18 protein-coding genes are annotated in these 23,015 nt (G+C 68.2%); 3 read left to right on the forward strand and 15 right to left on the reverse strand.

The features are described 5' to 3' along the window. Positions 1 to 44: 44 nt before the first annotated feature. The 8 genes from L0977_RS14365 to L0977_RS14400 form a co-directional block, all read right to left on the reverse strand. Positions 45 to 404 (reverse strand): DUF2946 domain-containing protein, encoded by a 360-nt coding sequence (locus L0977_RS14365; protein WP_234265533.1) that lies wholly within the window; start codon positions 402 to 404, stop codon positions 45 to 47. An 8-nt stretch (positions 405 to 412) separates the two neighbouring features. Next, positions 413 to 1,216 (reverse strand): lysophospholipid acyltransferase family protein, encoded by an 804-nt coding sequence (locus L0977_RS14370; RefSeq protein ID WP_234265534.1) that lies wholly within the window; start codon positions 1,214 to 1,216, stop codon positions 413 to 415. A 1-nt stretch (position 1,217) separates the two neighbouring features. Then, positions 1,218 to 2,546, reverse strand: a complete 1,329-nt coding sequence (locus L0977_RS14375; RefSeq protein WP_234265535.1) for a dihydroorotase — start codon at positions 2,544 to 2,546, stop codon at positions 1,218 to 1,220. Positions 2,547 to 2,676: 130 nt separating this feature from the next. Next, the gene (gene hisC / locus L0977_RS14380; RefSeq protein ID WP_234265536.1) at positions 2,677 to 3,747 is read right to left on the reverse strand and encodes a histidinol-phosphate transaminase; all 1,071 of its coding nucleotides are present in this window, start codon (positions 3,745 to 3,747) and stop codon (positions 2,677 to 2,679) included. Next, positions 3,744 to 4,700 carry an aspartate carbamoyltransferase catalytic subunit gene (locus L0977_RS14385; RefSeq protein ID WP_234265537.1) on the reverse strand — a complete coding sequence of 319 codons (957 nt, stop codon included), beginning with the start codon at positions 4,698 to 4,700 and terminating at the stop codon, positions 3,744 to 3,746. Before L0977_RS14385 ends, hisC begins: the two co-directional genes overlap by 4 nt. A 5-nt stretch (positions 4,701 to 4,705) precedes the next feature. After that, on the reverse strand, positions 4,706 to 5,224 hold the full coding sequence (pyrR, locus tag L0977_RS14390) for a bifunctional pyr operon transcriptional regulator/uracil phosphoribosyltransferase PyrR (RefSeq protein ID WP_234265538.1): 519 nt from the start codon (positions 5,222 to 5,224) through the stop codon (positions 4,706 to 4,708). After that, a complete protein-coding gene (gene ruvX, locus L0977_RS14395) occupies positions 5,221 to 5,625 on the reverse strand; it encodes a Holliday junction resolvase RuvX (RefSeq protein WP_234265539.1) in 405 nt (134 codons plus the stop codon). Before ruvX ends, pyrR begins: the two co-directional genes overlap by 4 nt. A gap of 169 nt (positions 5,626 to 5,794) precedes the next feature. Beyond that, positions 5,795 to 6,385, reverse strand: coding sequence for a YqgE/AlgH family protein (locus L0977_RS14400; RefSeq protein WP_234265540.1), 591 nt, complete (start codon positions 6,383 to 6,385; stop codon positions 5,795 to 5,797). A gap of 67 nt (positions 6,386 to 6,452) precedes the next feature. On the opposite strand from L0977_RS14400, the gene L0977_RS14405 reads away from it, so the two are divergent. After that, on the forward strand, positions 6,453 to 7,988 hold the full coding sequence (locus L0977_RS14405) for a cryptochrome/photolyase family protein (protein ID WP_234265541.1): 1,536 nt from the start codon (positions 6,453 to 6,455) through the stop codon (positions 7,986 to 7,988). Between the two features lie 19 nt (positions 7,989 to 8,007). On the opposite strand, the gene L0977_RS14410 is transcribed toward L0977_RS14405, so the two are convergent. The 6 genes from L0977_RS14410 to L0977_RS14435 form a co-directional block, all read right to left on the reverse strand. After that, positions 8,008 to 14,181 (reverse strand): hybrid sensor histidine kinase/response regulator, encoded by a 6,174-nt coding sequence (locus L0977_RS14410; RefSeq protein ID WP_234265542.1) that lies wholly within the window; start codon positions 14,179 to 14,181, stop codon positions 8,008 to 8,010. A gap of 35 nt (positions 14,182 to 14,216) precedes the next feature. After that, positions 14,217 to 16,478: a methyl-accepting chemotaxis protein gene (locus tag L0977_RS14415; RefSeq protein ID WP_234265543.1), complete on the reverse strand. Its 2,262-nt coding sequence runs from the start codon at positions 16,476 to 16,478 to the stop codon at positions 14,217 to 14,219. Between the two features lie 88 nt (positions 16,479 to 16,566). Further along, the gene (locus L0977_RS14420; RefSeq protein WP_234265544.1) at positions 16,567 to 17,091 is read right to left on the reverse strand and encodes a chemotaxis protein CheW; all 525 of its coding nucleotides are present in this window, start codon (positions 17,089 to 17,091) and stop codon (positions 16,567 to 16,569) included. A gap of 23 nt (positions 17,092 to 17,114) precedes the next feature. Beyond that, complete coding sequence (locus L0977_RS14425; RefSeq protein ID WP_234265546.1) at positions 17,115 to 17,480, reverse strand: response regulator; 366 nt, start codon at positions 17,478 to 17,480, stop codon at positions 17,115 to 17,117. After that, positions 17,480 to 17,872 carry a response regulator gene (locus L0977_RS14430; RefSeq protein WP_234265547.1) on the reverse strand — a complete coding sequence of 131 codons (393 nt, stop codon included), beginning with the start codon at positions 17,870 to 17,872 and terminating at the stop codon, positions 17,480 to 17,482. The genes L0977_RS14425 and L0977_RS14430 overlap by 1 nt, the downstream gene beginning before the upstream one ends. A 93-nt stretch (positions 17,873 to 17,965) precedes the next feature. Further along, positions 17,966 to 18,139: a rubredoxin gene (locus L0977_RS14435; protein ID WP_234265646.1), complete on the reverse strand. Its 174-nt coding sequence runs from the start codon at positions 18,137 to 18,139 to the stop codon at positions 17,966 to 17,968. Positions 18,140 to 18,281: 142 nt separating this feature from the next. Between L0977_RS14435 and thiD the strand changes: the two genes are divergently transcribed. After that, entirely contained in the window at positions 18,282 to 19,226 is a 945-nt protein-coding gene (thiD, locus tag L0977_RS14440; RefSeq protein WP_234265548.1) for a bifunctional hydroxymethylpyrimidine kinase/phosphomethylpyrimidine kinase, read from the forward strand. A gap of 14 nt (positions 19,227 to 19,240) precedes the next feature. After that, positions 19,241 to 20,539, forward strand: a complete 1,299-nt coding sequence (gene hemL / locus L0977_RS14445; RefSeq protein WP_234265549.1) for a glutamate-1-semialdehyde 2,1-aminomutase — start codon at positions 19,241 to 19,243, stop codon at positions 20,537 to 20,539. A 63-nt stretch (positions 20,540 to 20,602) separates the two neighbouring features. Here the strand turns inward: hemL and L0977_RS14450 are convergent, their stop codons facing one another. Continuing rightward, positions 20,603 to 22,999: a TonB-dependent siderophore receptor gene (locus L0977_RS14450; protein WP_234265550.1), complete on the reverse strand. Its 2,397-nt coding sequence runs from the start codon at positions 22,997 to 22,999 to the stop codon at positions 20,603 to 20,605. Positions 23,000 to 23,015: the final 16 nt, after the last annotated feature.

The raw sequence follows: 23,015 nt of genomic DNA on the forward strand, positions 1-23,015 counted from the left end.
ATGTCACGGGCCACAGAGCCCGGAACGCGGAAGCCGGCGACCGTTCAGGCGGCGGCCGGCGGGCCGCGGGGGGGCAGTGGTGCCCCGGTCAGGGCCGCGATGTGTGCGGCCGTGAAAGGATGCAGCGCCTGGCTGAGCGGCTGCACCGGTTCAAAATCCCACGCGATGGCCGGCGTGGGCGGCGTGACCACGAGGCACGCCGGGCAATCGAGCGACGAATGGGGCGAGACCACGGCTTCGCCGTTGCTGTCCACCACCACCAGCTTCATGTTGCCCGCCGCCGAACACACCATCTCCACCGAGTGGGGCTGAATGATCGGCGAGGCCACCGCAACGCCCAGCGTCAACACGAACCACGCCAGGACGAGGCGTGCGAGCGTGGTGGCAGCGCGCAGGGATTGCATGGCCCCGATTATGAAGGAAGCCCGCGCCGATCAGGAAGACTGTGCGCCGTATCGGGCGTGGCCGCACCGCAAAGGCCGCCCACCGCCACACGCAGATCGCGGGCCCAGGCGCGGCGGTCGCGCCCGTCGGCCCGCTGGGGATCGCCGTAAAACACCTCCGCCCCGACCCCCGTGGTGCGCAGCGTGCGCCACACCGATTGCAGCAAGGTGGTGTCGCCCACGAACAGCGGCGCCTCGCTGGGCTCGCCGGTGGCCGTGTCCACGAAGCGCAGACCGACGGGCAGCGCGGGCGCCTCGGCCACGATGGCGGCCTGGATCAGGTTGGCATGAAAAGGCAGCAGCGCGCGGCCGTCGCCCGTGGTGCCTTCAGGAAAGACCGCCAGCCGGGCATGGCCGCGCAGACCCTCGGCCATCTGGTGCACCACGCGCATGGCGTCGCGGCGTTTTTCCCGTTCGATGAAGAGCGTGCCGGCACCGGTCACCAGGGTGCCCAGCACCGGCCAGCGCTTGACGTCGGCCTTGGACACGAAGCGCACCGGCTGGGCCGCGTTCATCACCAGGATGTCGAGCCAGGAGCTGTGGTTGGCCACCAGCAGCACCGGCCCGCGGGAGGGCAGCTCCCCCTGCACGCGCAGCGCCACGCCCAGGATGCCCAGCATCTGCCGCGACCATTCGCGCACCAGCAGGTCGCAGGCCTCGGGCGTCAGACGGCCGAATTCGCTGCGGATGGTCCAGATGCCGCGCAGCACATGGGTCACGGCACGCACGATGCGCCACGCCGCCTGCAGGGGCGAGCGTCGGCCCGCCGCCACCTCAGCCCCTGCCTTCGTAGGCGACGTAGCCGCCCACCAGGGTCCAGCGCACGCGCGCCGGCATTTCATGGCCTTCGAAGGGTGTGTGCACCCCCTGGCTGCGCAACTGACCGGGCTGCACCGCCCAGCTGTCGTTCGGGTCGAACAGGCACAGATCGGCCACCCCCCCGACGGCGATCTGCCCGACGCTGTGCTGCAGCGTGCCCAGCGCCGAGCCCAGGACCTGCTGCGGCCCGGTGGTCAGCGCGGCCAGCGCCTGCATCAGGCCCAGCCCCTCCTGCTGCGCCCATTTGACCGACAGGCCCAGCAGCAGCTCGACCGCCGTCGCTCCAGGCTCGGCTTCGGCAAACGGCAGCACCTTGGCGTCGCTGTCGACGGGGTTGTGGTCGGACACCAGGGCATCGACCGTGCCATCGGCCAGGCCGGCGCGCAGGGCCTCGCGGTCGCGCTGCTGGCGCACCGGCGGCTGCAGGCGCAGGCGGCTGTCGTAATAGCCGATGTCCACATCGGCCAGGTGCAGGTTGTGCACGCTCACGTCGCAGGTCACGGGCAGCCCCTCGGCCTTGGCCTGGCGCACGAGCTCCAGCCCGGCGGCACTGCTCAGGCGGCACAGGTGCACGCGCAGGCCTTTTTCGCCAGCCGCGCGGCTGGCGCTGTGCACGCTGCGCAGCAGATCGAACAGGGTGTGCAGGGCGATGGTTTCGGCCGTGACCGGGATGCCCGACAGGCCCATGCGCGTGGCCAGCGGGCCGCTGGCGGCCACGCCCTTGCCCAGCCACGGGTCCTGCGGCCGCAGCCAGACCGTGTAGCCGAACGTCGCCGCGTACTGCAACGCGCGCTGCAGCACCTGGGTGTTGACGATGGGCACCTCGGCCTGGCCGAAACCGATGCAGCCCGACTCGGTCAGCTCGGCCATCTCGGTCAGCACCTCGCCCTGCAGGCCGCGCGTGAGCGCCCCGAGCGGGAACACGCGCGACTGGTGCAGCTTTTCGGCTCGGAACTTGAGCATGTCGACCAAGCCCGGTTCGTCAAGCACGGGGTCGGTGTCGGGCGGGCAGACCAGCGCCGTCACGCCGCCGGCGGCGGCCGCGGCCATCTCGCTTTCGAGCATGCCCGCGTGTTCCTGCCCCGGCTCGCGCAGGCGCACGGCCAGATCGACCAGCCCCGGCGCCACCACCAAGCCGCTGGCATCGATGGTGCGGTTGGGGTGGAAGTCGGCCGCCACGTTGCCGACCGCGATGATGCGCCCGGCGGCGATCGCGATGTCGGTGATTTCATCGCGCCCGGTGGCGGGGTCCATGACGCGGCCGTTCTGGATCAGGATCTTCATGCTGCCTCAACTCGCTGACCGGCGACCGGTCGTTCTTTCCATTCAGGGATGCCACGCGCCGCAGCCGCTCCCCGCACCACACCGGGCTGCGCCAGAGGGGGGAGACGTCGCAAAGCGGCGCAGGGGGACGTCACGCCAACACCTCGTCGATGGCCGCCACCAGGCGCTCGCATTCGGCCTGCGTGCCGATGGTGATGCGCAGGTGGTTGTCAATGCGGGGCTGGCGGAAATGCCGCACCAGGATACGCCGCTCGCGCAGCGCCTGCATCAGGCCGGCGGCCGGGTGGTCCGGGTGCGCCACGAACAGGAAGTTGGCACACGACGGCAAACAGGCAAAACCGCGCGTCGCCAGCGCCGCCGCCAGCCATTCGCGCGAGGCGATGGTCTGCTGCCGCGTGTGTTCGAAGTGCGCTTCGTCGGCCAGCGCCGCCTGCGCGCCAGCCTGGGCCAGACGGTCCAGCGGGTAGGAATTGAAGCTGTCCTTGACCACGGTGAGCGCTTCGATCAGCGCCGCCTGGCCGAGCGCGAACCCGACCCGCAGACCGGCCAGCGCGCGCGACTTGGACAGCGTCTGCACCACCAGCAGGTTCGGGAATTCGGGCACCAGCGCGGCGGCACTCTCGGCGCCGAAATCCACATAGGCCTCGTCGATCACCACCACCGACGTCGGGTGGGCCCGCAGCAGCGCCCGGATGTCGGCCAGCGGCAGGGCCACGCCGGTGGGCGCGTTCGGGTTGGGCAGCAGGATGCCGCCGTTGGGCCGTTCGTAGTCGGCGACCCGCACCGCGAACTGCGGATCGAGCGGCACCTGCTCGAAGGCCGCCCCGTACAGGTTGGCGTAGACCGGGTAGAAGCTGTAGGTGATGTCGGGAAACAGCACCGGCCGCTGATGCCGCAGCAGCGCCATGAAGGCCAGCGCCAGCACCTCGTCGGAGCCGTTGCCCACGAACACCTGCGCAGCCTCCAGACCGAAACGGCTGGCCACGGTCTGGCGCAGCGCCAGCGACTGGGGGTCGGGGTACAGGCGCAGGCGCTCGTCTGCCGCGGCCCGGATCGCGGCCAGCGCGCGCGGCGACGGCGGGTACGGGCTCTCGTTGGTGTTGAGCTTGATCCAGCCTTCACCCTGCGGCTGCTCACCCGGCACGTAGGCGTGCAGGCCGCGGATCGCCGGGCTCCAGAACGGCGAGGCGGGCACAGTCATGCCTCGTTCCCGGCCACGATGCTCAGCACCGCCATGCGCACCGCGATGCCGAAGGTCACCTGCGGCAGGATCACGCTCTGCGGCCCGTCGACCACGGCCGACTCGATTTCGACGCCGCGGTTGATCGGGCCCGGGTGCATGACGATGGCATCGGGTTTGGCCCAGCGCAGGCGCTCGATGGTCAGGCCGAAGCTCTTGAAATACTCCTGGCTCGACGGCAGCAGCGCGCCGCTCATGCGCTCGTTCTGCAGGCGCAGCGTGATCACCACGTCGCAGTCCTTGATGCCCTCTTCCAGCGTGTGACACACGCGCACGCCCAGGTGCGAGAGGTCGCTGGGCACCAGGGTGCGCGGGCCGACCACACGCACGTCGGGACAGCCCAGCGTGGTCAGCGCGTGGATGTCGCTGCGCGCCACGCGCGAGTGCAGCACGTCACCGACGATGGCCACCGACAGGTTGCTGAAGTCTTTCTTGTAGTGCCGGATGGTGTACATGTCCAGCATGCCCTGCGTGGGGTGCGCGTGGCGGCCATCGCCGGCATTGACCACGTGCACGTGGGGCGCCACGTGCTGGGCGATCAGGTAGGGCGCGCCGCTTTCGCTGTGGCGCACGACGAAGATGTCGGCCGCCATCGCCGAGAGGTTGGCGATGGTGTCGAGCAGCGACTCGCCCTTGGCGGTGGAGCTGCGCGCGATGTCCAGCGTGTACACGTCGGCCGACAGGCGCGTGGCAGCGATGTCGAAAGTGGTGCGGGTGCGGGTGCTGTTTTCGAAGAACAGGTTGAACACGCTCTTGCCGCGCAGCAGCGGCACCTTCTTGACCTCGCGGTCGCTGACGCTGACGAAGTTGGTCGCGGTGTCCAGAATGTGCGTGAGGATGTCGCGCGACAGGCCTTCGGTGGACAGCAGGTGGATCAGCTCGCCGTTCTTGTTGAGTTGCGGGTTGCGGGCCATGGTGTTCAGGCTTCCTTGTTTTCCAGCACGAAATGCAGGCGGCCGTCGGCGTCGCGGCCGAGCTCGATCGACTGGCCTTCCGGCAGGGCCTGCCGCGCCGCGCTGAAGGTGGCTTCCACCGGCAGTTCGCGGCCGCCACGGTCGATCAGGACCGCCAGTTGCACGCTGGCCGGGCGGCCGTAGTCGAACAGCTCGTTGAGTGCGGCGCGGATGGTGCGCCCGGTGTAGAGCACGTCGTCGATCAGCAGCACGTGGGCACCGGCGATCTCGAACGGCAGCGCCGTCTGTTCGCTGTGCGCCAGGCCGCGGCGCGCAAAGTCGTCGCGGTGCATGGCCGACGAGATCACGCCGTGCGCCCCGGGCCACCCCAGGTCGCGGTGCAGGCGCTCGGCCAGCCAGGCGCCGCCGGAGGCAATGCCCGCCAGGTGGATCGGCTGCGGCGTGGCGGCGGCCAGGGCTTTCACCCCCGCGAGCAGCGCGCCATACAGTTGCTCGGCATCGGGCAACGGGGTCGGGGAAGTCATGACGGCAGGCTCCTCAGAAACTGTTCCAGAATGATGCAGGCTGACGCGCTGTCGGCGTCGCGGGCGCCCAGGCTGTGGGCTTCGGTGGTGCTGTAGCGCTCGTCCACCTCGAACACCGGCAGACCGAAACGGCCCCGCAACTGGCGGGCGAACTTCTGCGCCCGCGCCGTGTTCTCGTGCGCGGCCCCATCGGGGTGGAACGGCACGCCCACCACCAGCGCATCGGGTTGCCATTCCTTCAGCCTCGTGGCGATCTGCACGAAACGCGCATCGCCCTCGGCCGTGATCGTGCCACGCGGCGTGGCCGTGCCCGTAAGCCGGTTGCCCGTGGCCACCCCGGTGCGCTTGAGACCATAGTCGAAGGCCAGAAATGTCTGGCCCGAAAAAGGCGACGACGCCATCAGGCCAACTCCGCAACACGCGAAGGGTTGGAAAGAAACCCCACGCCAACGAAGGGAAGCCCCAATCCGCAGGGCAGCGTGGAACCGGCTTGGCCGGGCCACGGCTGCCGTCCCCCTCCCGCCGCAGGCGAGAGAGGGGGAAGACGCGAAGCGGCGCAGGGGGTGTGCATCAAGCATGCCCCGCATCGGGCGACAGCATCCAGGACTGCAGCCCCAGCAGCGCCATGGCCCGGTCGTAGCGTTCGGTCACCGGCACGTCGAAGATGAGCGCCGGATCGGCCTCCACCGTCAGCCAGCTGTTTTCGGTGATCTCGGATTCAAGCTGGCCTTGCCCCCAGGAGGCATAGCCCAGGGTCACGAAGACCCGGCGCGGCCCCGCACCCGAAGCCATGGCTTCGAGCACGTCGCGCGAGGTGGTCATCTCCAGCCCGCCCGGAATCGACATCGTGGAGGCGTAGACCGATTCGCCCTCGCCCGCCTCGATGGCGTCGTGCAGCACGAAGCCGCGCTCGGTCTGCACCGGCCCGCCCTGGAACACCGGCAACGCGCTCAGGTCGTCGCGCTGCAGTGGCAGTTCCACTTTTTCGAACAGCTGGGGCAGCAGGATGTCGCTGGGTTTGTTGATCACCAGCCCCAGGGCGCCGCGCTCGCTGTGCTCGCACATGAACACCACGCTGCGGCCGAAAAGCTCGTCGCTGAGGCCGGGCATCGCAATCAGGAAGTGATTGGTCAGATTGATGGGGGCAAAATCAGCGGGCATCCGGTGATTTTAAGCGGCCCCCTCCGGCCCACCCGCACACCTTCAGCCCCCTTTCACGCAGTTGCGCATGAACCGTTACGACCGAGGCCTGATGTGGTTCCGCCGCGATCTGCGGGCGGAAGACAACGCCGCCCTGCACCACGCGCTGCGCCAGTGCCGGCAGGTCTGGTGCGTGTTCGTTTTCGACACCGACATTCTCGACCCGCTGCTGGCGCGTGGACTCGAAGCAGACCGCCGGGTGGAGTTCATTCGCGAGTCGCTGGTCGATCTGGACCAGCGGCTGCGTGCCCTCGGCGCCGCGCACGGCCAAGTAGCCACCGGGCTGATCGTGCGCCATGCCCGCGCCCGCGACGCCATCCCGGCCATCGCCCAGGCCCTGCACGTGCAGGCCGTGTTTGCCAACCACGACGACGAACCCGACGCCAAGGCACGCGACGCCCACGTGCTCGGGTCGCTCGCGCACGCCGGCATCATGTTCCACGGCTTCAAGGACCACGTGGTCTTCGAGCGGCGCGAGGTGCTGACGCAGGCCGGACAGCCCTTTGGCGTGTTCACGCCCTACCGCAACGCCTGGCTCAAGGCGTTGACCCCGTTCTACCTGCAGCCCTACCCCATCGACCGCCACGCCGCCAGCCTGGCGCCGCTGCCTGGCCCGGAGGGCGGCGAATGGAACACCCCGGTGCCGCGCCTGTCCGACATCGACTTCGCGCCCACCAACCTGTCGCAACTGCCCCTGCCCACCGGCGCCCGCGGGGCGCAGCGCCTGTTCGAGGATTTTGTCGAGCGCATCGACCGCTACCACGAGACGCGCGACTTCCCGGCGATCAAAGGCCCCAGCTACCTGAGCGTCCACCTGCGCTTCGGCACGATCTCCATCCGCCAGGTCGCCTCCGTGGCCTACCAGATGCACCTGCAAGGCCTGCAAGGCGCCTCCACCTGGTTGGGCGAGCTGATCTGGCGCGACTTCTACCACCAGATCCTGGCCAACTTCCCGCACGTGGTAGAGCGGGCCTTCCGGCCCGAATACGACGCCATCCGCTTCGAACACGGCAAACACGCCCAGACCCTCTTCGACACCTGGCGCGAAGGCCGCACCGGCTACCCGCTGGTGGACGCAGCGATGGCGCAGATCAACCAGACCGGCTACATGCACAACCGGCTGCGCATGGTGGTGGCCAGCTTCCTGGTCAAGGACCTGGGCCTGCACTGGCACTGGGGCGAACGCTACTTCGCCGACCACCTGATCGACTACGACCTCGCGGCCAACAACGGCGGCTGGCAATGGGCGGCTTCCAGCGGTTGCGATGCCCAGCCCTGGTTCCGCATCTTCAATCCGGTGACACAGAGCGAAAAATTCGACCCGCAAGGCAAGTTCATCCGCCGCTACCTGCCCGCCTTGCAGGCCCTGCCCGACAACGCGGTGCACGCCCCCTGGCAGGCACGGGAACTCGAACTGCTGGCGGCGGGCGTGCAACTGGGGGCCACCTACCCCGCACCCGTCGTCGACCACGCCCAGGCGCGCGAGCGCACGCTGCAGCGCTACGCGGTGGTCAAGAGCCGGGCGGCTGCCCCTTCGCCCACCGGGTCACACGGGCACCGCTGAAAGCGGCGCCCCGGCCCCATCAGGCCTGGGCTTCGCTGCGCGCGTAATGGGCGATCAGCGCCAGCAGCTCGTCTTCCGCGTAGGGTTTGCCCAGGTAGTGGTCGACGCCGAGCTCGCGCGCGTGGTCGCGGTGCTTGGTGGCGATGCGCGAGGTGATCATGATCACCGGCAGGCTGGCCAGGCGCGGGTCGTTGCGCAGGTTGCGCACGAGATCGAAGCCGTCCATGCGCGGCATTTCGATGTCGGACAGCACCACCGACGGCCGCTCGCCCTGCAACTTCTCCAGCGCCTGCAAGCCATCGGCAGCCAGCACCACCCGGTAGCCTTCGCGCTGCAGCAGGCGCTGCGTGACCCGCCGCACCGTGATCGAATCGTCGACCACCAGCACCAGCGGCACGGCGTTCGGCACCAGATCGGCCACCACCGGTTCGTGCGCCTGCGGCGCTTGCTGCTGCTGGGCCAGTACCCATTCGCGGACCTGGGCGCCATACACGGTGGACAAAGCCACCGGGTTGTAGATCAGAGCGACGGCCCCCGAAGCCAGCACCGACATGCCGGCCAGGCCCGGCAGGCGCGACAGCTGCGGCCCCAGGTTCTTGACCACCACTTCCTGGTTGCCCAGCACTTCGTCGACATGCATCGCCACGCGCTGCGCCGCCGAGCGGAAGATCACCACCGGCAGGGTACGGCCCTGCAGTTCCTGCGACTGCGGCGAAGCCTGCAGCAGAGCACCCGCCCAGTAGAACGGAATGGCCTCGCCACCGGCCTGCAGCGTGCCGCTGGCGTAGGCCTGCGTCAGCTCGTCGGCGGAAACCCGGCGCACGATTTCCACCAGATTGGACGGAACCCCGAAGGCCAGCGAACCGGCCCGCACCATCACCACCTGGGTGACGGCGGTCGTCAGCGGCAGCACCAGCTTGAAGCGCGTGCCCTGGCCCGGTTGCGTGCTGGTTTCGACACGCCCCCCCAGGGCGACCACGTCGTTGCGCACGACGTCCATGCCCACCCCACGCCCGGCCAGCGCCGAGACCTCGGTGGCTGTGCTCAGGCCAGGCGCAAACACCAGTTGCGCAGCCTCTTCGTCGGACAGCTGCGTCCCGGGCGTGACGAAGCCCTGGGCCTCCGCCTTTTCCCGCAGCTTCGGCAGGTTGAGCCCGGCACCATCGTCCTCGAAGGTGACCGACACGTCGTTGAGTTCCTGCTGCAGCCGGATGTGGATCTGCCCTTCCGGTGGCTTGCCGGCGGCCATGCGCACGTCCGGCGTTTCGATGCCATGCACCACGCTGTTGCGCAGCAGGTGTTCAAACGCAGCGGTCATGCGGTCGAGCACGCCGCGGTCCATTTCGATGGCACCGCCCGTCATGTCCAGCCGCACCTGCTTGCCCGACTCCTTCGACGCCTGGCGCACCACGCGGTACAGGCGCTCGGAAATCCCTTCGAACTCCACCATGCGCGTGCGCAGCAGGTCGCGCTGCAACTCGCGGGTCTGGCGGGCCTGGGCGGCCAGGCCGTCTTCGGTCGCGTCCACGGCGCGCTGGAGGTTGCGCTGCACGGTGGCCACGTCGTTCACCGACTCGGCCATCATGCGCGTGAGCTCCTGCACCCGCGTGAAGCGGTCGAACTCCAGCGGATCGAAGGACTGGTTGGCGTCCTTGGCCTGGGCCAGGCGCGACTGCATCTGGGTTTCGGCCTGCAGTTCGATGTCGCGCAACTGCTGGCGCAAACGGTCGAGGTTGCCCGTGAGGTCCTTGAGCGAACCGCGCAAGGTCACCAGTTCGGACTCCAGACGCGAGCGGGTGATGATCACCTCCCCGGCCTGGTTGACCAGCCGGTCGAGCAGCTCCGGGCGCACGCGCACGGCCGCGCCCGCCGCACGTGCCGGGGCCGTGGGCCCTGGCGGCAAGGCCAGACCCTGCAGCCCGGGAACAGCAGGCGCCATGCTGGCCGACACAGCCAGTCCATCCACGGCTTCGGGTGCCGGAGCGGCAGGCGAGAACACCTCGGGCAACGGTTCGCCAGCAGCCGGGGTATCCGGTTGCAAGGGCGCCGCCGAAAGGTCCTGTTCCGGCGCCGTTTGCACCACCCCTTGGCCCGGCGAGTCGTTGCGCCGCAGAAGGTCAAACCGGGCGCTGATGGCGTCAAACGACGCCAGCAACGGCTCGACATCCGCGCTGCGGTGAACGTCGGAACCCAGGCGTTCGGCCTCGGTTTCCATGCGGTGGGCCATTTCGCCCAGGCGCAGGGCGCCCGCGAGTCGCGCGCTGCCCTTGAGGGTGTGCAAAGTGCGCAGCACTTCGCCCCGGGCACTGGCGTTTTCCGGCCTTGCCACCCACTGGCGCAGGGCCCCGCCCAGATGGGGCAGCAGTTCCTGCGCTTCGTCGGCAAAGATGGGGAAGAGATCGACGTCGATGGTGTCCAGCGCATCGATGTCGTCATCGATGTCCTGCACCGGCCCGTCGCGGCGGGGCGCGGGCGGCTCCAGTGCCGTCATCGCGCCGAAGGTCGACACGCCAAAGTCGGCCGGGGTTTCATCAGCGGGCAAAGGCTCCGCCACCACCAAGGCGTCGCCAACTGCCCACGGGCTGTCCAGGGGCGAAGCGAGCGGATCGAAATCACCCTCGTCCAGACTCGGCAAGGGCTCATGGGTCACGGCGTCGAGCGCGGCGATCAGCTCCGCCGACGGCTCCTTGTAGAACCCGGCGGCAAACTGGTGCAGCAGGCGGCGGATGTCTTCGGCCGCATCGACAAACAGTTTCGCCCGCTCGGCGCTCACGGGCTGGCCGGCCTGCTGGTGCGAGGCGGCCACACCCAGGGCGTGCTCGAGGGCGCGGGCAATGCGCGAGAGCGGCTCGAACCCCACCGTGGCGGAGCTGCCGGCCAGCGAGTGCGCCAGCGCCTCGGCCTGCCCACCCAGGGGTTCGTGCCGTTCCAGCGCCCATTCGGCCAGACCATTGCCCAGCCGGCGGGACCATTCGTCGGCCTCGTTGAGGTACACGTTGTAGAGCCGGATGCCGATGCACAGCGGGCCGATGACCTTGGTGTCATCGGCCATGTTCGCCGCGTCTGCGGATTCCTCAGCCACGACCGTGACCGCCGGCATGTCGCTGTCAGCGGTCACCAGCCCCTCGTCGGCGCCTGCTGTGGGCGATGCCGGTTCCGACTCGGGGTCGGGCGCTGGTGCCTCCTCCGCGTCGCTGACGGTCACGGGCTGGTGCTCTTCCGGCACGGCGGCTGGTGCAGGCGCCTCCGGCACTTCGGCTGGGAGCGACAGCTCCGGCCAGTCGACCGAGAACGCCGAAGCCGGCATTTCCACCACCTCGACCGCTGCCGTGTCGGGCGCGGGCGGCTCGATCGGCGGGAAGCTCATACCCGCCGGCGCAGACGCCTGCGCCGGCTCGTCAGACGCCTCGACCGCACGGTCCGACAACGCGGCCAGACGCTCGAAATCGATGGCCTCCAGAGACGGCATCTCTGCGGGTAGCGGCTCGGCACCGGGCACGGGAATTCCCGCTGCCAGCAGATCCTCTTCGGTGATCGTGTCTTCATCGAACGGCGCCGTTTCGACAAAATCGCCATCGAACTCCACGGTGACCGGCAAGGGCCCCTCGCCATCGGCTTGCGGCACCAGGTCCGGCGTCACCTCGGCTTCGGTGGCCTCGTCGAACGGCACCACCGGTGCCGCCAGCACCGCGTCATCGGATACCGGTTCAACCGGGGCGTCAACGGCCGCCACGCCCGACAGGGACAGTTCACGCCGCTCCAGCCGCCAGGCGTCGGCACTGGCACGGAATGGCTGCGGGCGCCAGTGGTCAGCACGGCCCTGGGCAATGTCTTCCACCCACTGGCCCAACGCGTCGAGCGCCTCGGTGGAAAGCGACAACAGACCGGACTCGACCGCGCCCTGTTCGGCCAGCGCCGCGTTGAGCGCCTGCTCCAGCGCCCAGGCGGCTTCGCCGAAATCGGTGAGCCCGACCATGCGCGAGCTGCCCTTGAGGGTGTGAAAAGCCCGGCGCAACGCGGTCAGGGGTTCGAGCTGCCCAGAAGCCTGGCGCAGGCCCTCGATGGCGGCGTGGCCCTGCCCCGTCACTTCGCGGGCTTCCTCCAGGAAGATATCGAGCAGATCGCCGTCATCCTCGTCGTCCGCACCGGCGCTTTCCGCCTGTGCGGGTGCCGCCGGTGGCGACACCGCCCCGGCCAGCCCCACCAGAGCCTGCGCGCCTTCCAACGCATCGGGACGCACCACGGCCTGCGCGGCATCGCGGGCGGCCTTGGCCACCCCCGCATGCTCGGCCAGCGTCGCCTCGTCGGCCAGACGGTCCAGGCGCTGGCTGAGATCCACCAGATCGGTGCCCTGCTGCACATCGTCAACAACCCGCTGCACATCCTCGCTGAGGGCCAAGGCCTCGCGCTGGGCTGGGCGCGGCTCGGCCGATTCGCCCCGGCGCCCCATCATGGGCAGCAGCTCACCACGTTCCTCGTCAAACACGAAGAGCTTCTTGGCCAGCGCCGGCTGGTAGCTGAGCATGTCGATCAGGAAACCCAGCGCGCTGAGGTTGTTGCCGAGCAGCCGCAGGCTCTCGCCTTCGGCCAGCGCGCTGTCTTCGTGCAGGCTCTGTTCGATCACGGTGCGCATGCGCGACACCGTCTGCACCGCCGGCTCCAGGCCGAGCACCGACAACACGCCCCGCATCTGCGACAACTGGGACACGGCGGCGTGCAAGCCGCCCTTCTCGGCAGGGGTGCGGAAAAACTGGTCGAGCGATTTCTCGGCCTCGGCCAGCGACACCTTGAGCTCGCCGACCACCGAGCCCATCGTCTGGCGATCGCTGATGCGGCGGTACAACTGCTCCATCCAGGGTTCGAGCGGTTGCGGTGCCTGCCCCGACAACACCCCTTCGAGGCGCTGCGCCAGCGCTTCGGTCCGCCGCGACAGCTCGGCATCGTTCGGGTCGAAGTCCTCGAACGTGGCCTCCAGATAAAGGGTCGTGGTCGCCACCTCCATCGCCAGCTCGGGGCGCACGCCCTGGCTGCTGCGGACCGCAAAATCGACCGCCTTGAGCAGGGCCTTGGCCAGCGCCTGGCTGCCGGGATGCAGCTTGATCAGCGAGTCACCGATCAGGCTGAACTGGTCCAGCACCTGGCGCGCCCGACTGGTATCGCCACCGGTGAAAAGGGACCAGGATTCCTTGGCCGCCCCGATGCGCTTGCGCGCCTGCGCGAGCACGGCCGGATCGTATTGGCCCAGTTCGGCGCGGGCGTAGTCGACACGCGGCTCCTGCTCCAGCCCGAACGCCTGCCGCACCGCCCGGACATGGGGCGCCGGCGCATCCGCCGGCAAGGTGGCCTGCGCACAGAAGAACAGCAGGTCGTGAATCAGCGTCTCGGACACCTGCTGCTGTCCCTGGGCCAGGGTCGTGTACTGCAGCAGCACGCGCGACGCGGCCCGCTTCACGTACAGATCACCCGGTAGGGCGTCCAGTGCCAGCGCCTCGAAATAGGCTGCGGCGACGCGCCAGAAAGTGGTTGCGCGCACCGCACCGGCGCTGGCGGACAGCCCTGCACAGAGGCGCACCAGTTGCTGCGCCGCCGCGGGGCTGCGGGTCTTGATCGAGAGCAGCACCAGACGGTCCAGCATCGAGCGGATGCGCACGTCGGGCTGCAGGGGGGCCACGTCGGCCGGCGCGCCCATTTCCTGCCCGCGCTGCTCAAACGGCCACAGATCGGCCGGGTGCACCCGCTCGGCTGCCGCCAGTGCCTGCACATCGCGGTACTGGGGGAACAGCGCCACGGGCGACAACACCTTGTTGCCCAGCACGGCTTCCAGGTATTCGATCAGGGCAAAGCTGGCCTGCTCGACCTGGATGGCGGCGGCCTCGGTGCAGGTCTGCGGCTTCTGGATGAAGCGGTGAACCGCAGCCTCCATGGCCCGCAACACCTGCGCGGGCGCCCCCAGCCCCACCATCTCCAGCGCCCCCACAGCCTGGTGCAGCTGCTGCCGCGCCAGACGCAGCGAAGCCGGGTCCACCGCCTCCAGGTCCTCGCGGTGGGACTGCTCGTGCTCGCGCAGGAAACGGCGAACCGCCTTGTTCGCGCCGTCCAGCGACTTGCGCAGTTCATCGAACACCCAGGCCAGTGGCCCGAGGTCGGCCAGAGATGCGTCTTCGGGCGATCGGTGGGACGTGGAATCGGACATGGCGATCGGATGGGGGTTCGGAACGTGTCGATGAATCAGGCGATCTTGAACCGCGCCACCGACTGGCGAAGTTCCTCGGCCACCGCCGAGAGTTCACGCACCTGCTCGGCGGTGGAGCGCGTACCCTCACCGGTCTGCTCGGTCACCGCAAAAATGTGCTGGATGTTGCCCGCCACCTCGTTGGCCGACTGGGCCTCGCGAGAGGCTGCGCTGGAAATCTGCTCGATGAGGTCGGCCAGCCGGCGCGACACGCGGTCGATCTCGGACAGCGCCGTGCCGGCGTTGTCGGACAGGCGCGCCCCTTCCACCACACCCTGCGTGGAACGTTCCATGGCGGCCACCGCATCCTGCGTATCGGTCTGAATGGCCTTCACCAGCGCCGCGATCTGGCGCGTCGCATCGCCCGACCGTTCGGCCAGCCGCTGCACTTCTTCCGCCACCACCGAGAAGCCCCGACCCGCCTCACCGGCCGAGGCGGCCTGGATGGCGGCGTTGAGTGCCAGCACGTTGGTCTGCTCGGTAATGTCGGAAATCAGCTCGGTGATTTCGCCGATCTCCTGCGACGATTCGCCCAGCCGCTTGATCCGCTTGGAGGTTTCTTGGATCTGGTCACGGATCGCATTCATACCGCCAATCGCGTCTTGCACCGCCTTCAGGCCCGATTCGGCGGCTTCCAGCGAAGCCCGCGCCACCGTGGCGGATTCCTGCGCCTGACCGGACACTTGGTTGATGCGCTGCGCCATGTCCAGCACCGACTGGCCGGTTTCGCGGATCTCCCGCAACTGCTCCGTGGAGGCGGCCAACAGTTCGGTCGACGTGCTTTCGACGGCGGCCGTGGTTTGCGCCACCCGTTGCGCCGTGGCCTGCACGTTGCCCACCAGCGACCGCAGTTCCTCGACCGTGTAGTTCACCGAGTCGGCGATGGCGCCGGTGATGTCCTCCGTCACCGTGGCTTCCTGGGTCAGGTCGCCTTCGGCCACCGTCTGCAACTCGTTCATGAGCCGGAGAATGGCCGCCTGGTTGGCGTCGTTGACCCGCTTGGCATCCTGCTCCAGCGACTCGGCCGACAGCCGTTGCGACTCGGCAATCTGCTGACGCTGGCGGCTGTCCTGCAGCTGCACATAAGCCAGGCCCCCACCGCACAGCAGCACGAACAGCGTCGACAGCAGCAGGGCCACCAGTTCACCACCACCCAGCCCCGAACGGGCCGACAGCCCGTCCTGCAGCTTCTGCAACCCCAGCCGCAGCGGTTCGCTGTCGGCCACGATGCCTGCCTGCGCTTCGCGCGCCGACACCAACCCCTGCAGGTTCCCCAGAATCGCACCGGCCTCCACCCGGGTTTCGTCATAGAGCTTGAGCAGGGCCCCGAGCCGCTCGCGCACCTGCGCATCGCGCGCCGGGGCCAGGCGCAGTTCGCTGCTGCCATTGAGCAGACCTTCGGCCACTTCCTTGAAAGTGTTGAGGTCCTTGCCGAGCAGGAACACCGCCTCGGGACTCACCCCCTCCATGGTCAGGAACTCGTTGGCCGACTTGCCGATGCGCTGCGTCAGCATCACGAGTTGGCCGGTGGCCGAAATCTCGGCCGCCTGCGCACCCTGTTGCAACTTGAGCGAAGACACGGTCTCGGCGATTTCCAGCAGATCGGACGTCTGGCGGTTGATGGAACGCAGCGCGTCGCCCACCTGCGTCAGGATCTGTTGCTGGGCCAGCACGGCCGCCGCATTGCGCTCGGCCCGGTCGACCCGCGGCGCGATCTCTTCCAGCGACGCACCGAACTCGGGCCCCACCGCGGCCAGCGACATCGCGTCGTCGCCCTGCTTGAGGCCGCGCACCGAGCGGGCCAGCACGTCGGCGCTTTCGCGCACCTCGGCGAAGGCGGGCACACTGCCCACCAGCGCCTGCGACACGCTCTTGGCCAACCGCTGGGACTGCATCAACGCCTGACCGCTGGCGGCCACCTGCTGACCGAACTTCTCGGTCTGGGTGAGGATGAAGAAGATGGTGGCCAGCAGCACCACCGCGCCCAGCCCCAGCAGGGTCAGCAGCGAGCGGCGGTGCACCTCGACCGGCTTGCGACCCAGCAGGGGAACCGACACCGTCTCCAGGTCCACAGGTCCGGCATCCCCCTCGTCCGGCGCCAGCCGGCTTTCCGCAAAGGGTTGGACGGTCGCAGCGGGCGCCAGCCGCGCGGCCGCGAGCTCGGCCAGGTCCTGGTCCGTCGCGCGCGAGAGGTCCACGTCCTCGTTGCCCACCTCCTTGCGCTTGAACAGCCCCTGAAGTCGATCAAACATGGCCATGAAACAACCTTCCAACGATGAGTGAACTAATGCCCGGACCGGAACCGGGCTCCGGCCTTGAAGAAAACCCTGGCTCCCGCGCGCCGCATCACGCCGCGATGGCCAGGAACTCGGCCTGACTGGCCAGCACGCCCAGGTCCAGCTCTTTCCAGACCCGGCCCTGCGCGTCGGTCAGTTGGCGCGGAACAAAGCCCGGCGCTTCCGGCGGCGTCGGCTCCACCGACGTGAACACGGACGGATTGCGCAGCCCGAGCAGGCGATCCACCCACAGGACCGCATTGACCCCGAAGGTGGGGTTCAGACTGACCAGCCGCGCATCCATGCTCAACCGGTCACCGCCGGCCGCGTCGACGCCGAGGAAACCGGCCAGGTCGACCACACCGAACAGCCCGCCGCGCAAGCTGGCGACCCCCGCATACCAGGACTTGGTGAAAGGCACCTTCTGCACCCCGGACCACGGAAAGATCTCGCCCGACTGGACAAGGGGCACCAGAAACCCCTGGCCGGCCACTTCAATGGCCAGCCAGGAGGCGGTGGCGGCTTCGGCCCGGGCGGCGGTCAGACGCCGCGCCAAGCGTTCCTGCAATTCTTTGAGGGACTGGCGTTTGGCCATGCTGTGCTCGAAGATGCCGACCGTCAGCCGATGGCCCGGATCTTGGACAGCAGTTCCTCGGCATTCACCGGCTTGGTCACGTAGTCCCGGGCACCCTGGCGCATCCCCCAGACCCGGTCGGTCTCCTGGTTCTTGCTGGTGCACATCACGATGGGGATTTCCGAATATTGCGGGTCGCGCGCAATGGCCCGGGTCAACTGAAAACCGTTCTGCCCCGGCATCACCACGTCCATGAGGATGAGATCGGGTTTTTGCTCGCTGAGCTTGCGGAATGCCTCCTCGGCATTCTCGGCCGTGCGGACGCTGTAGCCGTTCTTGCCCAGCAGGTCCGACAGAACCATCAGTTCGGTCTTGGAATCGTCAACGATCAGGACACTTCGAATGGGCATCACGCGGCTCCGGTTGAATGCATACCGAACTGCTGCACGGCCTGCAGCAGCTGGTCCTTGGTAAACGGCTTGGTCAGGTATTCCTGCGACCCGACCATGCGGCCACGGGCCTTGTCGAACACCCCGTCCTTGGAAGACAGCATCACAACGGGAATGTCGGCAAAACGGGCGTTGCGCTTGATGATCGCGCAGGTCTGGTAACCATCCAGGCGCGGCATCAGGATGTCGCAGAACACCAGATCGGGTTTGTAGTCGTTGATCTTGGCCAGCGCATCGAATCCGTCGTCGGCCAGCAACACCTCATGCCCTCCCTGCTTGAGGAAGATCTCCGCACTGCGCCGGATGGTGTTGCTGTCGTCCACCACGAGGACTTTCAAAGGCGTGGAACTCATGCGCGCAGGCTCCCTGGTTGGGTGATCGTTGGGTCAAGGGTGGCGGGCGATTCGAAGCCTTCCCGAACGTCGTTCCGTGATCCAGCCGCCGTTTCAGATCTGGACCATTTCAAAATCTTCCTTGCGTGCACCGCACTCCGGACAGGTCCAGTTCATGGGGACCTGATCCCACGGCGTGCCGGGGGCAATGCCGTGGTCGGGCGCACCCGCTGCCTCGTCGTAAATCCAGCCGCAGATCAGGCACATCCAAGTCTTCGTTTCGGGCATGGTTATAGAGGGCGATGGCATAGAATGCAATCATTGTATCGAGCCATGACAGCCCCTCCGGTCACACATCCATGGCTTTGTCGCGAGGGCCCAACCCGATCTGCCGGCCATCGCCCTCACGACCCCGTTCATCGCGCCCTCCATGTCTGACTCCCCCGAATCCGGCGCCACCAACCTCTCCCTGTCCGCTGCCGAAGCCACCCTGCCCTGCGCCATGGTGTTCAACGCCAACGACCCCAGCGGTGCGGGCGGGCTCAGCGCCGACCTCACGGCCATGAGCAGCGCTTCGGCGCACGTGCTGGCCGTGGTCACGGGCAGCTACGTGCGCGACACCACCGAGATCCACGACCACGTCGCCTTCGACGAGGAAGCCGTGGCCGACCAGGCACGCTGCGCCCTGGAGGACATGCCGGTGCAAGCCTTCAAGGTGGGCTTCGTGGGCACCCCCGAGAACCTCAGCACCATCGCTGAAATCACCAGCGACTACAGCGAGACGCCGGTGATTGCCTACATGCCCGACCTGTCCTGGTGGGATGAACTGGCCATCGAGACCTACCTCGATGCTTTCGCCGAACTGCTGCTGCCCCAGACCACGGTGCTGGTGGGCAACCACAGCACCCTGTGCCGCTGGCTGCTGCCCGAATGGGAAGGCGACCGCCCCCCCAATGCCCGCGAAGTGGCCCGTGCGGCCGCCGTGCACGGCGTGCCCTACACCCTGGTGACCGGATTCAACGCAGCCGACCAGTACCTGGAAAGCCACCTCGCCAGCCCCGAAAGCGTGCTGGCCAGCGCGCGCTACGAACGCTTCGAAGCCACTTTCAGCGGCGCCGGGGACACCCTGTCGGCCGCGCTGTGCGCCCTGATCGCCGGCGGCAACGACCTGCAGACAGCCTGTGCCGAGGCCCTGACCTATCTGGACCAGTGCCTGAACGCCGGCTTCCAGCCTGGCATGGGCCACGCAGTTCCCGACCGGCTGTTCTGGGCGCACGAAGATGATGCGACCGACGAAAGCGCCGAAGACGGCGAGCCCACCCCGGACAGCGCGCTCGACGCCGACGACTTTCCGCTCGACACCACCAAGCATTGAGGGAACTCCCCGCCATGACCGACCGCAACCTCGCCCTGTTCGAACGCGCCAAGCAGACCATTCCCGGCGGCGTGAACTCGCCCGTGCGCGCCTTCCGCGCGGTGGGGGGCACTCCGCGCTTCGTGCAGCGCGCCCAGGGCGCGTATTTCTGGGACGCTGACGGCCAGAAATACATCGACTACATCGGCTCCTGGGGTCCGATGATCCTGGGCCACGGCCACCCGGCCGTGCTGGAAGCGGTGCAGAAAGCAGTGCTCGACGGTTTCTCGTTCGGCGCGCCCACCGAACGCGAGGTTGAACTGGCCGAAGAGATCATCAGACTGGTGCCCAGCCTGGAAATGGTGCGCCTGGTCAGTTCCGGCACCGAAGCCGGCATGAGCGCGATCCGCCTGGCACGTGGCGCCACCGGCCGCAAGACCCTCATCAAATTCGAGGGCTGCTACCACGGCCATGCCGACGCGCTGCTGGTCAAGGCCGGCTCGGGCCTGGCCACCTTCGGCAACCCCACCAGCGCTGGCGTGCCGCCCGAGGTGGTGCAGCACACGCTGGTGCTTGAGTACAACAACGTCGCGCAGATCGAAGCGGCCTTTGCGCAGCATGGCGCCAACATCGCGTGCGTGATCATCGAGCCCATCGCCGGCAACATGAATTTCGTCCGCGCCAGCGTGCCGTTCGTGACGCGCATCCGCGAGTTGTGCACGCAACATGGCGCGCTGTTCGTCTTCGATGAGGTGATGACGGGCTTTCGCGTCGGTCTGGGCAGTGCCCAGGGCCACTATGCCAGCCTGATCCCGGGTTTCGAGCCCGACATGACGGTCATGGGCAAAGTCATCGGCGGCGGCATGCCGCTGGCGGCCTTTGGCGGCAAGCGCGCCGTGATGGAGCAGCTCGCCCCGCTGGGGCCCGTGTACCAGGCCGGCACCCTGAGCGGCAACCCCGTGGCGACCGCCTGCGGTCTGGCCACGCTGCGCGAGATCAGCCGGCCCGGTTTCTTCGAAGCGCTGTCGGCCAAAACCCGCACGCTGGTCGATGGTCTCCAGGCCGCCGCCGCCGCAGAAGGCGTCCCCTTCAGCGCCGACTGCCAGGGCGGCATGTTCGGCTTCTTCCTGTTGCCCGAACTGCCACAGAACTACGCGACCGTGATGAAGAGCGATGGCACGAAGTTCAACACCCTGTTCCACGGCCTGCTGGACCGGGGGGTGTACATCGCGCCAGCCCTGTACGAAGCGGGCTTCGTGAGCGCGGCGCACAGCGATGAGGACATCGCGGCCACGGTGGCTGCCGCGCGAGCGGTATTCGCCCGCGGGTCCTGAGACCACAACGCCTCCTGGGATTCAGTCCCTGAAAGAACGGCCATCTGGCGGCTCCGGCCTGCATCACCAGCGACGGGTGGCCGTGACGATGGCCTTGCGCGGCTCTCCGTAGAAGCAGCCGTACATGGCGCAGCTGCCGATGTAGGTTTTGTCCGCCAGGTTGCTCACGTTCAGGGCCAACCTCCACAGACCGGTGTCGTACGCCACCATGGCGTCAAACAACGTGAAGGCCGGCACGCTCACGGCCAGTCCGTGAGCGCGACCACGTGCCTCGCCGACGTAACGAGCCCCAAGGCCGACCTTCAGCGCCGAAAGCCCAAACGCGCCAAAGTCGTGATCCCCCCAGAGCGATGCCTGGTGGTCAGGCACACCGATCGATCGCTGCCCCCTTTCTTCGGGCTGCAAAGGGCTGGCCCGCAGCGTGCGGGCGTCGGTGTAGGCATAGGCGGCAATCAGGTTGACGTGGCGCCCGATGCGGGTGCGGGCTTCCAGCTCCAATCCCTGGGAGCGCACCCGGCCCTGCTGGATCATGTGGTTCACGTCCAGCGGATCGGTCACGGTGACATGGTCACGCGTCAACCGGTAGACCACCGCCGACAGCAGGGTTTCCGTGCCGGGGGGCTGAAAACGCACCCCCGCCTCCACCTGCTCACCGCTCGTGGGTTTGAAGCGACGCCCCAGGCGATCGGTGCCGGTGGTGGGTTCGTAAGACTCGCTGTAGCTCAGAAACGGCGCCACCCCGTTGTCCGCCAGGTAGACCAGCCCAGCGCGGCCGGTGAAGGCGTGGCTCTTTTCGCCATCGGCGCTCTTGTCACCGGAAAAGAGTGCCTGCTCGTCATAGCGCACGGTGTCGTACCGCCCGCCCAGCAGCATCGCCCAGCGCTGATCGATCTTGATCTGGTCCTGTGCGTACACGCCCATGCGTTTCATCCTGGAAATGGACGAATTGGATGCGGGAGCTGCTGGTCCACGCTCGGCGCCGTACACCGGTGCGTACAGATCCAGCGGCGCGCTGTCGCGGTTGTAGCGCTCATCCCGATGGCGCGGGGTGGCGTAATCGAAACCCGCCAGCAGGGTGTGCTGCACGTTGCCGTGTGAGGTCTGGTACTGCAACGAGGTGTCCATCGTCGTCGCCGATGAGCGGTCCTGACGATCTTGGGCACCCCGAAAGGCGGTGGTGCGCAGATCACTCTCCAGCCCCCAGATCCACGCGTTGTTGTACACATTCTCGGCACGGTAGTGGCGCAGACTGTGGCGGAGTTTGAGCTGCTCGCTGAAGGCGTGCTCGAACAGATAGCCGACGCTGTGGCGCTGGAGGTGGAACCGGTCGTAACCGGGCTCGCCTGTGAAGCGGTTGCGCGGCAATCGACCGCTGGGGTTGGGCAGCACGGTGCCGGGGCCTGGCAGGCCGTAGACATAGGCCGTCTTGTCTTCGTGGTACTCGGCCAGCAAAGTCAGCGAGGTGTCCGCGCTGGGCTGCCAGCGCAGGGCCGGCGCCAGGTAAGTGCGGTCATCGGGCACGTGCTCGACAAAGCTGTCGCTGTCCCGTCGGAGAAAGGTCAGCCGGTACGACCAGTCGCTGCCGTCTCCCAACGCCCCGCCGAAATCCCCCGACACCTGGCGCCGGCGAAAGCTACCGACCTCCACATTGAGCTCACGCAGCGGCGTCGCCGTCGGGCGCTTGCTGATCGTGTTGATGATGCCGCCGGGCGCAGCAGCGCCGTACAGCACCGACGCTGCGCCCTTGAGCAGTTCGATGCGCTCGAGCCCATAGGGCTCCTGCTGACCGTTGTAGTAGTTGACGCTGTACGGTGTACCGTCCCGGTAGTGGCTGCCGACACTGCCGGTCTGGAACCCGCGCAGAAACATGCCGTCGGTTGTTCGGTCCATGCCTTCCGTGCGGCTGACGCCGGCCACATAACCCAGCGCGCCTTGCAGGCTTTGCGCCTTCAGGGTGTCGATCTCTTCCGCCCCGATGACGGTGATCGACTGCGGCGTCTCGATAATCGAGCTGTCGGTCTTGGTGCCGGTCGCGCTGCGTCGTGCCACGTAACCGCTGACCGGACCTGTGGCGGCATCACGCTCGGCGCTGGCACGCACCACCACTTCGGGCAGAACGGTGCCGCCAGGTGCCGGGCGCTCGATCACCAGTGTTCGCCCTTGCACCCGCCCTTGCAAACCGCTGCCGGCCAACAGGGTCCGCAGTGCCTGCGCCACGTCCTGCAGGCCGAGGATCGGGGGCGCCTGCCGCCCCTGCGCGAGCTCCGGCGCAAAAGCCAGTTGCAGCCCGGCTTGGCTGGCCAGTGCGGTGAGCGCGGGCGCCAGCGGTTGCGCGGGAATGTCGAAATGCACAGTCTGTGCCATGGTGGCCTGTATCTGGAGTGCCAGGCCCAGGGCCAGGGCCGCTCTGGCCACCACACGGGTGCGCGGCAGGGAAGAAGCGGGGAATCGGTGGTGCATAGAAGATCGTCCTGGA

The organism is Hydrogenophaga sp. NFH-34 (genome assembly GCF_021401345.1).
Classification (GTDB): domain Bacteria; phylum Pseudomonadota; class Gammaproteobacteria; order Burkholderiales; family Burkholderiaceae_C; genus Hydrogenophaga; species Hydrogenophaga electricum.

What these genes read in the sequence shown, in the direction of transcription:
- L0977_RS14365 (WP_234265533.1), bottom strand. Translation starts at nt 404, where the DNA reads ATGCAATCCCTGCGCGCTGCCACCACGCTCGCACGCCTCGTCCTGGCG.
- L0977_RS14375 (WP_234265535.1), bottom strand. Translation starts at nt 2,546, where the DNA reads ATGAAGATCCTGATCCAGAACGGCCGCGTCATGGACCCCGCCACCGGG.
- hisC (WP_234265536.1), bottom strand. Translation starts at nt 3,747, where the DNA reads ATGACTGTGCCCGCCTCGCCGTTCTGGAGCCCGGCGATCCGCGGCCTG.
- L0977_RS14385 (WP_234265537.1), bottom strand. Translation starts at nt 4,700, where the DNA reads ATGGCCCGCAACCCGCAACTCAACAAGAACGGCGAGCTGATCCACCTG.
- pyrR (WP_234265538.1), bottom strand. Translation starts at nt 5,224, where the DNA reads ATGACTTCCCCGACCCCGTTGCCCGATGCCGAGCAACTGTATGGCGCG.
- ruvX (WP_234265539.1), bottom strand. Translation starts at nt 5,625, where the DNA reads ATGGCGTCGTCGCCTTTTTCGGGCCAGACATTTCTGGCCTTCGACTAT.
- L0977_RS14400 (WP_234265540.1), bottom strand. Translation starts at nt 6,385, where the DNA reads ATGCCCGCTGATTTTGCCCCCATCAATCTGACCAATCACTTCCTGATT.
- L0977_RS14405 (WP_234265541.1), top strand. Translation starts at nt 6,453, where the DNA reads ATGAACCGTTACGACCGAGGCCTGATGTGGTTCCGCCGCGATCTGCGG.
- L0977_RS14410 (WP_234265542.1), bottom strand. Translation starts at nt 14,181, where the DNA reads ATGTCCGATTCCACGTCCCACCGATCGCCCGAAGACGCATCTCTGGCC.
- L0977_RS14415 (WP_234265543.1), bottom strand. Translation starts at nt 16,478, where the DNA reads ATGGCCATGTTTGATCGACTTCAGGGGCTGTTCAAGCGCAAGGAGGTG.
- L0977_RS14420 (WP_234265544.1), bottom strand. Translation starts at nt 17,091, where the DNA reads ATGGCCAAACGCCAGTCCCTCAAAGAATTGCAGGAACGCTTGGCGCGG.
- L0977_RS14425 (WP_234265546.1), bottom strand. Translation starts at nt 17,480, where the DNA reads ATGCCCATTCGAAGTGTCCTGATCGTTGACGATTCCAAGACCGAACTG.
- L0977_RS14430 (WP_234265547.1), bottom strand. Translation starts at nt 17,872, where the DNA reads ATGAGTTCCACGCCTTTGAAAGTCCTCGTGGTGGACGACAGCAACACC.
- L0977_RS14435 (WP_234265646.1), bottom strand. Translation starts at nt 18,139, where the DNA reads ATGCCCGAAACGAAGACTTGGATGTGCCTGATCTGCGGCTGGATTTAC.
- thiD (WP_234265548.1), top strand. Translation starts at nt 18,282, where the DNA reads ATGTCTGACTCCCCCGAATCCGGCGCCACCAACCTCTCCCTGTCCGCT.
- hemL (WP_234265549.1), top strand. Translation starts at nt 19,241, where the DNA reads ATGACCGACCGCAACCTCGCCCTGTTCGAACGCGCCAAGCAGACCATT.
- L0977_RS14450 (WP_234265550.1), bottom strand. Translation starts at nt 22,999, where the DNA reads ATGCACCACCGATTCCCCGCTTCTTCCCTGCCGCGCACCCGTGTGGTG.